Origin of the sequence: Algoriphagus antarcticus, from assembly GCF_002150685.1 — a bacterium.
GTDB classification, from domain to species: domain Bacteria; phylum Bacteroidota; class Bacteroidia; order Cytophagales; family Cyclobacteriaceae; genus Algoriphagus; species Algoriphagus antarcticus.
This window is the reverse complement of sequence record NZ_MSSW01000009.1, coordinates 64,878-78,444: the sequence shown is the minus strand read 5'-3', so window position 1 is coordinate 78,444 and position 13,567 is coordinate 64,878. Positions and strand designations below refer to the sequence as shown.

The 13,567-nt window shown below is 40.3% G+C and carries 12 protein-coding genes; 1 reads left to right on the top strand and 11 read right to left on the bottom strand.

Annotated elements, in window-relative coordinates; all coding sequences use genetic code 11:
• Nucleotides 1–9 precede the first annotated feature (9 nt).
• From kefF to BVH04_RS05540, 7 genes are all read right to left on the bottom strand, one after another.
• The gene (gene kefF / locus BVH04_RS05570) at nt 10–570 is read right to left on the bottom strand and encodes a glutathione-regulated potassium-efflux system oxidoreductase KefF (RefSeq protein WP_086540345.1); all 561 of its coding nucleotides are present in this window, start codon (nt 568–570) and stop codon (nt 10–12) included.
• A 403-nt stretch (nt 571–973) separates the two neighbouring features.
• Entirely contained in the window at nt 974–1,306 is a 333-nt protein-coding gene (locus BVH04_RS05565; protein ID WP_240510839.1) for a (4Fe-4S)-binding protein, read from the bottom strand.
• Between the two features lie 682 nt (nt 1,307–1,988).
• On the bottom strand, nt 1,989–3,644 hold the full coding sequence (locus tag BVH04_RS05560) for a sodium-dependent transporter (RefSeq protein ID WP_086540344.1): 1,656 nt from the start codon (nt 3,642–3,644) through the stop codon (nt 1,989–1,991).
• A gap of 46 nt (nt 3,645–3,690) precedes the next feature.
• A complete protein-coding gene (locus BVH04_RS05555) occupies nt 3,691–4,185 on the bottom strand; it encodes a hypothetical protein (RefSeq protein WP_086540343.1) in 495 nt (164 codons plus the stop codon).
• Between the two features lie 72 nt (nt 4,186–4,257).
• Nucleotides 4,258–4,602 (bottom strand): hypothetical protein, encoded by a 345-nt coding sequence (locus BVH04_RS05550; RefSeq protein WP_086540342.1) that lies wholly within the window; start codon nt 4,600–4,602, stop codon nt 4,258–4,260.
• A 64-nt stretch (nt 4,603–4,666) separates the two neighbouring features.
• A complete protein-coding gene (locus BVH04_RS05545; protein ID WP_086540341.1) occupies nt 4,667–6,154 on the bottom strand; it encodes a glycoside hydrolase family 32 protein in 1,488 nt (495 codons plus the stop codon).
• On the bottom strand, nt 6,155–7,441 hold the full coding sequence (locus BVH04_RS05540; RefSeq protein WP_086540340.1) for a glycosyltransferase: 1,287 nt from the start codon (nt 7,439–7,441) through the stop codon (nt 6,155–6,157). It lies immediately after the preceding gene.
• A gap of 199 nt (nt 7,442–7,640) precedes the next feature.
• Here BVH04_RS05540 and rfbA point away from each other — a divergent pair, with 199 nt between their 5' ends.
• Nucleotides 7,641–8,501 (top strand): glucose-1-phosphate thymidylyltransferase RfbA, encoded by an 861-nt coding sequence (rfbA, locus tag BVH04_RS05535; RefSeq protein WP_086540339.1) that lies wholly within the window; start codon nt 7,641–7,643, stop codon nt 8,499–8,501.
• A gap of 65 nt (nt 8,502–8,566) precedes the next feature.
• Here rfbA and BVH04_RS05530 read toward each other — a convergent pair whose 3' ends face one another.
• The 4 genes from BVH04_RS05530 to BVH04_RS05515 form a co-directional block, all read right to left on the bottom strand.
• Nucleotides 8,567–11,341 (bottom strand): M14 family zinc carboxypeptidase, encoded by a 2,775-nt coding sequence (locus tag BVH04_RS05530; RefSeq protein ID WP_086540338.1) that lies wholly within the window; start codon nt 11,339–11,341, stop codon nt 8,567–8,569.
• 155 nt (nt 11,342–11,496) lie between these two features.
• Nucleotides 11,497–12,519: a hypothetical protein gene (locus tag BVH04_RS05525; RefSeq protein ID WP_086540337.1), complete on the bottom strand. Its 1,023-nt coding sequence runs from the start codon at nt 12,517–12,519 to the stop codon at nt 11,497–11,499.
• Nucleotides 12,520–12,521: 2 nt separating this feature from the next.
• Nucleotides 12,522–12,839: a DUF3817 domain-containing protein gene (locus BVH04_RS05520; RefSeq protein WP_086540336.1), complete on the bottom strand. Its 318-nt coding sequence runs from the start codon at nt 12,837–12,839 to the stop codon at nt 12,522–12,524.
• A gap of 2 nt (nt 12,840–12,841) precedes the next feature.
• Complete coding sequence (locus BVH04_RS05515) at nt 12,842–13,405, bottom strand: hypothetical protein (RefSeq protein WP_140160526.1); 564 nt, start codon at nt 13,403–13,405, stop codon at nt 12,842–12,844.
• Nucleotides 13,406–13,567 lie beyond the last annotated feature (162 nt).

Sequence of the window (13,567 nt, the reverse complement as noted above, 5' to 3'; positions counted from 1 at the left end):
GCTCAAATTTTAGGGATTTTGGTAAATACTAAGATCCAATTCATCCCGAAGTCCAAGGAGTAATTCTTTATAAGAATTTGCTTTCTTTTGAAGTTCAGAAGTAGTGATTTTGTGCGTACCTGCCACATGAAATGAAGGCAAATACGTCATGTTACATAGCCTGGCTGTTTGCTCAAATGGCCTCAGAAAGTCTTCAATTCTGTAGTTATTTCTACCATCATGCTGATATGCCTCCTGAGATCCGCCGGTGGTAATCGCATTGACCAGGTATTTTCCTTTGAGATAAATTCCACCAGGCCCATATGCCCAACCAAATTCCAATACCAAGTCTATCCATTGCTTCATGAGCGGAGGACAGGAGTACCAGTAAATAGGATGATGCCAGACAACTATTTCTGCTTCAAAAAGTGCTTCCTGTTCTGCCTGAATTGAGATATTAAAATCGGGATAAAGCTCATATAAATCCCTGATCACAACATTCTCCAATCCAGTAATAGCTTGAATCAGCACTTTATTTGCCTCAGAATGTTCAAATTTTGGGTGGGCAAAAAGGACGAGTACTTTACGCATGAATCTAGGCTTTAGCCTTGGAAATTAATTTTCTGGTTCTACCCTGAATTTTGTGAAAGGGGAAATTTTTAAGATCAATAAAATAATTGTTAAAATAACCCGATTCGAAATATGGAAGTAATTCTAAAATGGTGTAGTAAATCCGTATTTATTTACCACAAAGTAACAAAGAAAACAAAAGCCCGCTTTTTGTTTTCTTTTGATTCTTTGTGGTTTATTCTTTTTACAGGCTGCTTTATATCTGATTTTGACCATTCAGTTGCCTGTTTTTGGAAATCTTAAAACTTTCATTCTCTTAGGATACAAAGTTTTCACAACATTCGTGGTAGAACCAATTTTCTTATGAGAACCATCTCAAAAGGGTTTGTTTAAGCTGGCTCCACATCTGCAGAAGGCCGAAACTTTACTTTGGTTTTGATTTGACCATTGGGAGTTTGACTTGGAGGTGTCCATAGACCATCAGTGGTCCGTTAGGAATTACTTCAATGGATTTTTCTGATTCCACATCACCAGTACTTTTTTCTTTCTTCTCTGCAAAATAATATCCCAGCGCACCACTTGGGCAATTGTCTATTTGCTTGACAATAGTTTCAGTACTTGCTCCCTGAGCATTGAAACAGGGCCTTTTTTCAAAATCAAAAACTGAAGATAAACCAGAAATACAATTCTTGGAATGAATGAATTTATGAGGTTCCCAAGTGATGGTGACTTCACTAGTTGAGTATTCTTTCTTCATGAAAGTTGCGCTTATGTTTGTGGTAGAAAAGTATTACAGTTTACCGAAAATCAAACAATTTCAGGCCAAGGCAAATTCATTATTTCAGATAAAAATAATTTGGGTTACACTTCAAAATCTATCAGCTGATTGAGATCTGATACCTTTCGGGCGGCATTCTCTTCAAGACAATGGACGGATCGCTTGCTTCCTTCTTAACAAAAAGAAATTACTACTTTTTTAGACCATTTTCTTCGAATGCAAGACGTCTGTAATCGTAGGTAAAAAGTTGCTAGTGAGATTTATTGCCTTAATAAGAAAACATCCTACCTCAAACCTTTCCATCCTCATTTACATTGATTTCACTTTCACCCCGAATCTATACCGAGGGCATCAATTTTATTAATTCTTGGACTCCCAGATTTCGTTTCTCTTTTTCGCGGCTACGCTGCACATGTGCGAATGTAGCGTAGCGCAGCATCATAACCATGACAGGCCTGCACAGTGCATCGTTCTATCGATGACATTCAGTTACCACTTGCACATTTAATCAATTCAACTTTAGTCAATCTCCAAAACTTCCTACTTTCAGCCTCAAACTCTCCTTAAACCTTAGGTTTTTTCAAAACCAGATAAAAGCAATAAGCCGTAATACCCAAAATACTCAGCTGTGTAAAGATCACCAATACCAATGCGGATGTGTTCATAGTGCAGTTTTTAACCTCTTTTTAGTGGAATACCATACGATCCATATGATCGCCACAAAAAGTGCGAGCAATTGAATTCTGGCGGCATTTGAATAGAAAATCTTTTGCTTGATAACGGAAGCATCCGAACTTGGATCAGCCAATTGTTCGTAAAATTCACTGTGAAGTAACTTCGCGATCAGAGAACTATGATCCAAAGCCCAGCCATTCCCAGAACTAAGTGTACTCAAACCTGCAATCCAGTCATTGTCTTCCGGAGTGATCAATGCCGCCACAAAAACCAGTGAAAGCAATACAGGTGTTACAAATTGAATGATCCATTTGTACACATTCGGAATTCTGATATCGGCTCCTCGATTGAGTTCTTCCCAACCTTTGTTGATGCCGAATACCCATGCAAACAGGATCGTTTCCAATAAAGCGAAAACCACCAAACTTACGGTTCCGCCCCAATAATCGTATTCATCAAAATATCCATATTGATAAAATAAAACGGTAGGTAAGCCCATAATTAGAGCCATAATCCCGAAGGAAATTGCTCCTTTGTTTTTGCTCCAGCCAAACTCATCTTTCATAAAACCCATCCACGGAGTTCCCATTGCCAGCGAAGAGGTGATTCCAGCGAAGAAAAGTAAACCAAACCAGCATACACCTGCAAAATTCCCAAAGAATATTCCCCATTGCTGGAACAGGTATGGCATAGTTTGAAATGCCATTCCAAAACCTGCATTTTCCAACACCCAGTCCAAACCGAGAAATCCGGCTGCTATAGGAATCACAATCGCACTTCCCAAAAGAACTTCTACAAATTCATTGGTAAAACCTGCTGCAAGGGAATTTAGAGCGATGTCTTCGTTTTCCCGGATATAAGACGCGTAGCATTGAATACTTCCCATTCCCACCGAGAGGGTAAAGAAAATCTGTCCGGCTGCTGCCAACCAAACTTTGGGATTGGCTAAAGAATCATATTGAGGAGTCCAGAGGAAGTTGATGCCATCCCAAGCATTGGCCAAAGGGAATTCTACACTTGCATTCTCTGAACCCATCGTCCAACCTTTCAACGCTAGAATAATCCCAAAAAGAATCAACAAAGGCATTCCTATTTTTGCAACTTTCTCTATTCCTGAAAGGCCCTGAGAAAGAATGTAAACATTGATTCCCAATACAAGAATATAGACCAGCACAGGGAAAAGTGGAATTCCAAAATCTGATCCGGTGAAATTCACATAATCAGAAAAGAAGGTACTGATCTCCTGCTGGCTCAAGCCAGTGAACGTGCCAGCCAGGGTATGAAAAACATAGATGAAAGTCCAGGATTCTATGTAGGTGTAATAGGCGACGACTGCAATATTGGTGAAAATCCCAAAAACTCCTATATACTTCCAAATCGGTTTTTTAGACATACTATCGAGGATGTATGGAGTACTGTGATTTCCGTATTTTCCTCCATATCTGCCAATGGACCACTCGATAAATAAAAGTGGAATTCCCATTAGCAAAAAACAGATCAGATAGGGGAATATAAATGCTCCTCCTCCATTTTGCACTGCCTGTACGGGAAATCTCAGGAAGTTGCCCAATCCTACGGCATTTCCTGCCATAGCTAAAATCAGCCCAACTCGCGATCCCCATGATTCATTAGTTATACTCATTGTAAAAGAAGTATGGGGAAGGCAGTACCTTCCCCGGATTTTAGAATTAGGATTTTAGAATATTCTCTATTTTTTCTTTCCACCTTTCTGTCAGTCCTCTTTCTCCAGCCATATCACTGTACAGATCCCCGTCGTAGGTTTCTAAGGTTTTTGGTGAATGAGACTCATCCTTGAAATGGAATTGCAGCGCTAGGTAATCGATGATAAATCGTTTTTCCTTGCCCACTATAACTACTCGGCTTTTTTCCTGCACACTTACCTTCTTCACTTCATTTAGGTCAATGACTGTTTGCTCAGGATAGCTTCCAAATCTATGATAAACCACTTTTTTGGACTCAGTGTCTATCCCAAGATGATAGTGGTTTCTCCATTGCTCATGTAGAGTAGGTCTTGCATTGTTCATCTCGGCAAACTCAGAAAATGTGGCTTGCTGAAGGATTAACTTGTTTTTGTTTTTGAATCTTTGAAATATTAGCGGGCTAGCAAAAGCCACTATGAGAAGGGCAGACACAATAAGTGTCATCGGATCGATGTCAAACATGATGGAAATTGGTTTTGAAGTTGAATTGAATTAAAATCTGAACCTTAAGCTCAGGGCTGAGTCAATTCACTTCTACCATGGATAGAAAAAATGTAAAAATGTAATTTTGACATCAAAAAGGGTGACTAACTTCTTGAAAAATGAATTAGTCAAACATCCAATTTCAGACAGGCTTCCAAAACTTTCAATCTCTGAATTTAATTTTCCTGAAAGGCTCCAGTCAACTTTAAATCCGGGTACTTCTGGGTGATTTCCCAATTCGAAAAACTGCAAATCTGGAAGACTAGACAGATCGGATAAAACAGAAATGGAAGTCTGCTTAACTTGGAAATTGGGTTGTCCTGAAAAATTACAAACAGCCACTAGCCAGATACCCAAGCTGAGGGAAATCATAACGGCTGAAAGCTGTTTGTTCATTTATTTTCGAATTTCAGGTCAAAGCATGAATATTAATTCCAATTAAACAAGCGGTTAGTTCAAGTTATTTTTTAAGGTTGAAAATTTTTACTGAATCGAGGTTTTCAGAAATTTCTACACTTTTCCAAGGGCTAGTCGGGAATAGGATGGATGTCATCACTAACTCTCCATTATTTACAAATAACTCGATGGAGGACGCATCCATAAAAATCCTAATTTCCTTTGCTTCCCAGCTCATAGGTGCAGAGTGGATCGCAGCAAAATCTCGTTGAAAATCATTCTTTCCGGCATTTCGGCGATCTATACTTACCAAGCTATTCTCTTTTGTGATCACCAGCTTTTCGCCAACCTCATTGGAGAATGTAATTGAAAAAGTGTCAGAATCTACTTCAGCATACAGCTCCACTGCTTCAGATGGCAATGCGGAAGATTCTTGGCTCATTTTATATTCTTCAGACCTAAGCTTTTCGAGTTCTTTTGCGGGAGCAGATTTCAATAGTAGCGTGCCATCCACATCGAACAAACTCAACTCTCTGGGAACAGTCGTTGCTGATCTCCAGGCTTTTGTCGGCACTTTGTTCGCGTAGAGCCAGTTACTCATCCAGCCAATAAAAAGCGTCCGGTTTTGATCGGTTGGCAGATTACTCCATGTTACTCCGGCATAATTATCCGGCCCATAATCAAGCCAGCGGATCATGGTATCATCCGGAGTGAACTGGCCATTTTCGAAGTCGCCAATGAAATATTGAGTTGCCGATCCATTTTGTGGTCCACCAGGATTTATGCTGACTAGCAATACCCATTTGTCTTTGCCCAAAGGCGTTTTGAACGGAAGTAAGTCAGGACATTCCCATACTCCGCCATGTGCTCCAATTGTTTTTCCAAACTCACTCAGCAAATTCCAAGTCTTCAAATCCGTTGAGCTATAAAAATTGATTTGATCTAGAACTGCCAGTGTCATTATCCAAGAGTTCGTGCCGTCGGGATTTGTGATTTGGGATACTTTTGGGTCGCGGAAGTCACGAATTCCAGGATTGGGCAACACAGGATTTCCTTCATATTTCTCCCATGTTCTGCCTTTGTCGAGAGAGAATGCGATGGCTTGGTTTTGGAAAGTATCTGAGGATGTATTTGCTTCTTCGGCGTTGTGGTAGGTGAAAATAGCAACCAAAGGAGGATTTTCAGCAGTGCCAAGTCCAGAACTGTTGTCAGCATCGAAAACTGCACTTCCTGAGAAAATATAACCTAGACTATCTGGATAAAGTGCTACCGGAAGTGGCTCCCAGTTTATCAAATCAGTAGAAACAGCATGTCCCCAGTGCATTGGTCCCCACACCGTACTGTCAGGATAATGCTGATAAAAGAGGTGGTATTCCCCATCCAAATATACCAATCCATTCGGGTCATTCATCCAGCCTGATGCGGGAGTGAAGTGATAGGAAGGTCTGAATTCCTCGGTAGTGATGGATTCAAAAGTGATTTCTGGATTCGATTGGCAACTGACAAGCGAAATGCTAAATAGAGTCAGGAGTAAAAGATTATTTCGATTCATTTACTTATTGATAGAGTTTTTATTCAAAACAAGGTTAAGAACAGTATCACGTTTAGCTTCTTTTTTTATTTGCAGGGAAAGCTTCAGTGCATTTTCAGAGTAAACATGATTCGTCCAAAAGTCTTTCAAAGCTATCTCAAATTTGCCTGCATCCAAATTATGTATACTAATTCCCAAGGGCCCTATCTGCCGCTTTTCAATAATTCTATTCCAAAAGTACTGGTCAATAATATGAGGAACGATCATCTGCACGCATCCATGAGCAGCACCCTGATGAGTAGTGCCCGATCCACCATGATGAATAATTCCATAAAGCTGGGGAAGAATCCAGTCGTAAGGAATTTGATTTACATAGAAAATGGACTCTTCACTATCCTGTAGTCGCTCCAATCCTCCCCAGGAAGTATTTACGATTGTTGGTATTTGGTGCTTTTGCAACAGGTTTATGATGGTTTTAGAGTATTCTTTGGGCTTAGTGTTGCTCATCGAGCCAAATGTGAGCAAAATTGCCTTTGGGTACTTTTTTAACCATTCACTTAGCTCATTTGAAGGTTGATATTCCTTGAGTTGATTTCTAAAGTAGTATCCCACGATCTTGGCTGATTCTGGCCAGATAGAAGGCCTCGGGAATAGGGATGGAGAAATGGTGTAAATAGTTTGAAGTCTGGCGAGTTCAAACTCCTTCAAAGTAGTTGAATTGATATTTAAAGACGGGAAATCTGAATAATATTTTCCAAGGAATTTCTTCATTGCAAGGCGCCTCGCTCCATTTATCAAATCATAAGATTTGAGATTCCACTTTGGACTAAAGGGCTTCCATTTACCTAAGCCGATATGAGCATATTCATGAGAAGGATGTGTAAGACAGGGGAGAGGAGTAAGAAAAGTAAAGCGGTCAGGGTCTGCCATTGCTGCCACATAATAGAATAGACACTTTGCATGAAACACAATTCGATCAGGATTGTGGGTACTGATTGCCTCTCGCTGTTGAGTGATGAGCGTGTGCTGCAGGCTCATGGAGCTTTTTGCCAACTTGAAATAGTTTTTAAGTTGATTCCAGGCATTTCCACCTCCGCCCATGATGGTTTTTCCACTTTGAGTTTCTAGCATCTCTAGAAAACCTTCGTCAAAACCGATGAATTCGTACCCAAGTTGGGTCACGGTTTCTCTAAATTGTTCAGGAAAAAGACAGATGACGGCATGTCCTGATTCAGCAAAAATCTCAGCTTGTGCCAAAAATGGCTCAATATCTCCACGAGTTCCCAATGAAGCAAACAGTGTTTTCATATCTTATTTTTTTAATATTTGCTCTTTCTGTAGCTTTAACCCTTAATCTAACTCTAATTTTCAATTTTTCTGACGCCGGCTTTTGTCAATTATAACAATCTGTGTAATCGAGAAATACTTGATAGACTTTGTAATTTGGATTTGTTTTTGGCATCGAATTGAGAGGTTATAGAATTTAAACTTATTAGACTTTAACAATATGAAGGGAATTATTTTGGCCGGTGGAGCCGGCACGCGTCTGTATCCTTTGACTATTTCCGTAAGTAAGCAGCTAATGCCAGTTTATGATAAGCCGATGATCTATTATCCGCTTTCAGTATTGATGATGGCAGGGATCACTGAAGTTTTGATCATTACCACACCAGAAGACAGCGAGGCTTTTCAGCGACTTTTAGGCGATGGGTCTCAGGTTGGATGTTCTTTTGAATTTGCCGTGCAGCCGAGTCCTGATGGTCTGGCTCAAGCATTCCTTATTGGTGAGAAATTTATCGGAAATGATAAGGTTGCTCTTATTCTTGGAGATAATATTTTCTATGGATCGGGATTGCATAAGACCCTACAAGCCTACACGGAAACTGACGGCGGAGTGGTATTTGCCTATCATGTAAAAGATCCTGAGCGATACGGTGTGGTGGAATTTGATGAAAATATGAAAGCAATTAGTATAGAGGAAAAGCCCACTAATCCAAAATCAAATTATGCTGTGCCGGGACTTTACTTTTACGATAACAGAGTGGTTGAAATTGCTAAGAAAATCAAGCCAAGTCCACGTGGCGAGTTAGAAATCACGGACATCAATAACGAATATTTGAAGTTGGGTGAATTGCAAGTTGCAATACTTAACAGAGGCACTGCATGGCTGGATACTGGTACGCATCAATCACTTTTGCAAGCAGCGCAGTTTGTGGAGGTAATCGAAGAGCGGCAGGGATTGAAAATAGGGTGTATTGAAGAAATAGCCTACAGAGCTGGTTTTATAGATGAGGAAAAGTTGCTACAAGCTGCCGATAAACTAGGAAAAAGTGGCTACGGAGGTTACCTGAGAAGATTGATAAAGTAAGTGTAGGAGGAAGAAAAATAAAAAGGGAATGATCCTCAAGATCATTCCCTTTTTATTTTTGTGATTTAGTCACCCAAGTGATCCCAATTGATCAAAGCATTCCAAACAAGTGGTGCGTCATGGTGATTCATAAAGCGATGGAGGGGATCAAAAGTGAAAGCCAAGACTCGCCCTTTTCCAACTGGAACATTAAAAATTGTTCCCTGACCTATGATTGTCTGCTCGTTTCTCACCATTCCTGATCTTACATAAGGAGCTACTTTTTCATTTTCTTCGATCTTTTTTTCCATAATTGGCTGATCTGGCTTACCCATGATTGGTCCAGTATATTCGATCTCATCTTCTAAAGGCTTCGTACCATATTGAAGAAGGATCATATCTCTTTCCTTCAGGTCAACTTGATAAAGCGGACCATTTCCTCTGAAAATAGAGAAAGTTTCAGGATAGCCGTATAGAATGGGGCTACTTCCCTTTTTAGCCTTTACCGTCACAACAGATCCTGGATGAAATAAACCTGAAGGGGAATAGGATTGAAGGTCTCTGGTAATGCCCGTTTCGGCAACCATAGCAGTGGAATTATCCAAAGTGATGATTACTCCACCGGCTTCAGCAAAATTCTTTAAATTATCTATTCCCATAAACCCTGGTCCACCTGTCATGTCAGGCGTAAAATCAGGGAATCCATGGGAGGGGAAATCGTCAGTTTTGGTGAAGGGCATAGGTCCAAACTTCGGGTCAATTCCATGTATAAAATCCGAAGCACTGCCTCTAGCTCTTGGAACCAAAATCACATCGTATTTGCTACGAAGATTTCCTGATTTTAAATCATCCTTATCAATAGAGGTATATGGAATCCCCCTCTGCTCGAACGTATACCGAGACCAGCCTTCATCCTGCGTATTGAACCAAGTATGGTAGATCGCAACTCTAGGCAAGGTAATCGGTTGAACTTGATTAGATTCCGGCTGTTTACTTCCTCTTATTAGGTCAAGCCCATAGTTTTCTGCAATATGATCCGCTTCGTTCTTTGAGATATTATTGAATACCAGTGAACCGATTCCAAGTGTGTCTGATTCAAGTATAAAACTCTCTTTCAATGTAGAAATCTTAGTGTTTTGGTGGTTTTTCTTAAGCCAATATAATGCTGGTAAAACCGTGTTCTGGGCATTGTAAGATAGAAAATAGGTGGTGCCATTACCAGAGATCTCTCCTTTATAGATTACATCTTCATGCAGCAATTTTAAATCGTCGGAATCAATACCCACAGAATCTTTTTTCTCAACATCCACACCGTACAAATAGCCCAAAGTCCAAGCGATGTCATCATAGGGAGGGAATTTGGCTTCTTTAGGATAGTTCTGCTCAGTCAATAGATTGACTGCAAGATTTCTATAGGGCTGATCCAAAAGGATGACATAGTCTCCTTCTTTTTCTCCAGAGGTAGCTTTATGAATTTCAATTTTCTGTGCTCTTAATTGATTAACCAAGTAGGCAGCCATGGCTGGGTCTTTTTGAGCCTTGGGAATTACAAAAGCCTTTGGAGTTTCATTGCGGCCTTTCTCAAGTGAGTTTACACCTTTTTGATAGAAGTTTTTGAGAAGTGTCTTTCCATTATGAGCAGCATAAGTCAAGGAAGCCAATACGCCCGCTTCCATGTAGTTAATGTTATTTCTAGCAGACCAATATACCTTTTGTGTTGGGGGATCCGGGCGATACCATTCTCTGGATGTGGCTGGATCTCCTGCATATTTTTGATCGGAAAGATCCCGCATGTAGGTGTTGGCCCCTGCATTTCCGAAAGTCTCATAAAATCGTCCATTGGAATTATGGTTGTTTGCCACCCAGACTCCATACCCTGGCCACCAGCCATCATAAAAAGCCCAAGTAAAGGTTCCGGGCATTCCTTGAGCAGCCAGGCTTGCTATGTCCGAATTTGCCATGACTTGCCATTCTCCTATGGTAATGGGATCCACTTGCTCATTGTATGGGCCTGTTCCAGTGGAAATGTAAAGGAATGGAACTGATTCGTGTAGGTCTAACATCACAAGAGGATGCCACTCAAAGAAAATTTTGAAAATCCCTTTTGTGATTCCTTGAGAAACCTGCAGGCCATCCCGATTATTATCATGGAAAACGTACTTTCCCCAATAAGGAGTTGACCTTGGGAAGCCATCGTCCCAATCCGTTCTTGCTTTGGTATAGCGATAATACCAATCAACTTGTTTGTCTCTTCCATCAGGTTCAGAAACAGGATTGATCAAAAGGATCAAGTTGTCACGGATGTCTTTAATGGCTTTTTCATCACTGGTGATCATGCGATAGGCAAGTTCCATGAGCATTTCTGGAGAACCCATCTCGGTAGAGTGCATTCCACCATTTAGATAATATACTGGTTTTGAGTCCTCAATGACGGCATCTGCTTGATTTTCATTGATGATTCGAGGATCTGAAAGTTTACCCATTTGAGCTTTATAGTGATCAAGCCGATTCATACTATCATCTCCGCCTATAGTTACCAAATATATAGCTCTGCCTTCTTCGGAAGTTTCTACTTGTTTAATTTGAAGATGACTTGACTTGTCGGCCAGAAGCTGGTAATAGGCATATATTTCCTCAGTAGTATGCATTTCACCCGGTGAGCCAATAATAGTCCCGAAGTGCTCCAGTGGAGAAGGGATGTCTGGGTGCTTGATGATTCCTAATACCGAGCTGGGCAAAAAGCGCTTATCAGTAGTAAACTCTTGGATTTTTGTGTTGTATTCCTGATCCAGTGATTGAGAATAGACTGGAGAACAAACGAAAGCTCCATAGATGAGACTCGCTAAAAATATTTTTTGCATGGACTGTAAGTATTAGTGGCTAAATGAAATCTATAGAAAAATCTCTTAAGCCAGAAGATAATAGATTTTTGGGAATAATACAGGAGGAAAAGTAAAAGCTCCTTTTAGTGTAGAAATGGTAAAATTATAGGAGCAGCTCTGAATTTTAAGCCAATCTATTTCTTGATAAGTTCTTCAAGGCTTGTTTTCATAATTTGTCCCATATTCTTGCATTCCAGGAACTTGTCATTCCCATAATGCTTTGCTAAATCTTCTCTCAGTGACGTTATATTTTCTGGAAGGGATATAGTGTCTTGCTCCATTGTACGGAGAATATCAACTATACCTTTACGGGAAGATTTGAATCGTGTGGCAATCAATGCGCGCTCTTCCTTTTGGTACTGCACCATAGATTCGGGCGTGATGTATTTCATGCCGAGCTGAATCAAAACATTGTTTTCTTTGAAATACTGGGGTAAATAAATTGATTTTTTTCCCTCATAGGATTGCTGATCAAAGTCAATCGCTCGGATTCTATAATGGGTCTCCTCGAAATCTGGGGTGACGTCAATCACAAAGTTCGATGAGTGCATATCACCCAGAAGTCTCACAAAGCAGCGCTCATTAAACTTGACAAATTCCTTTGCCAATCGAATAGGATTCAGATGCGGATCCTGCATGTGTGCACGCATGAATTTGTCTCCTGGGATTCCTGCGATATGCTCTTCTATCAACGTGTTTTTATGAACCAGATAAGAGATTCTATTGGGCGAAAGCAAATGCTCAAACTCTAACCCATAAACGCGCGATGCATCGGCGTTTTTGACATAGAAATAATCAAAGTTATCATTGATTCTATTTACTATTCGTACACGAAAAGGCTGTGTATTTCCATATACACAAAGGTCAATTCGATCTATGTAAAGGTGCTGCATCACCGACATATCTCCGCCGGCTTTCAGCAAAGCATAGATTTTTTTGACATTAAGATGGATTTCCTCCCGATCGGATTGATCGTAGAATACCGTCTCCCACAGCGTGTCTTGGTCCTTGGAATCGTAAAGAGCGATAGAACTTGAATATCGAAGCAATTCGAAATAGTGAATAGGGATATCCACTTCTCGGGAATATTTAATCAGGTAGCGTCTCAGCCCTTGACTGATTGGGTAAATGCGCTTTTTTTTGCTGATTAATGCCATTTTTACAAATCCACGTGCTGACTTTTCTTCAAGTTTCTATCAAAAATAAAGGGGCCAAATGGTAATATCGAAGCTATAAGCGCAAATAACGTTCTGCTGAAATTCCATTTTAATTTATGTGCAGTAGGGAACACAGTGTAGATATAGATCACGAAAAGCACCCCATGAGCCCAACCTACATAGGTCACAGCCATAGGATAGTCCCACATGTATTTGAGAGGCATGGCGATCAATATTAAGAGTAGGAAGGAGGTGCCTTCGATAAGTGAAATCCAGCGAAACCGCTTTGCCCAGGTGTGTTGTTGAGGTGTAAGGCTCATTATTATTTAGCTATGTTAAAGAGTACTTTTAGGGTGTTCCAAAGCTTGCCTTTGAGAACTTTGTCATCAGAAATTGTACTTAGCGCATCGGCGAAAAGATATTCTGTTTCATCTTCTGTGTGTATCTGATAGTCCGACGCAGGAAGGGCATTGATCGGGTGTTTAATTCGACCAAATTTAAGCACAATATGTGCATTCAGATCGTAAAGCTCTGTTAAGGTTCTACCTTCCAGTTCCCTGGACGATAGTAATCCGATCTCATTCATAGAATGCCCTACAGCATTAATCATATTCACGAGCATTTCCATTACTTCTGGCCTCAATTGCTGCTCTTCATGAAGCACCAGAATTCCCTTCTCGAACTTACCGCGAACAGTCAAAGGTTCTGGTTTTAATTCTTCTTTGGGAGGTATCGCGCTTTCAAGATGTATTGTTTTCGGAAGAGTCTTTGGTTTTTCTTTCTCTACAGAAGGATTTGTGTCCTGTATTGCCTGATCGGCTTTAGGTTCTTTTTCAAAGAAAAAAAGTTCCTCGGTGATGATGTACTGGAGCTCGTGAATGCTCATATTTTCCATGTCGGGAAATTGCTCAAAATTCGCCTTAACACAAAAGAATGAGAGGTAATATCTCTATCACCCACACTTTTTTAATGTCTATTTATGACCACAGTGGACGTGGAGTTTATCGCAGAGCACAATTAAATTTAATCACTTGTTTCAATTCTGTTT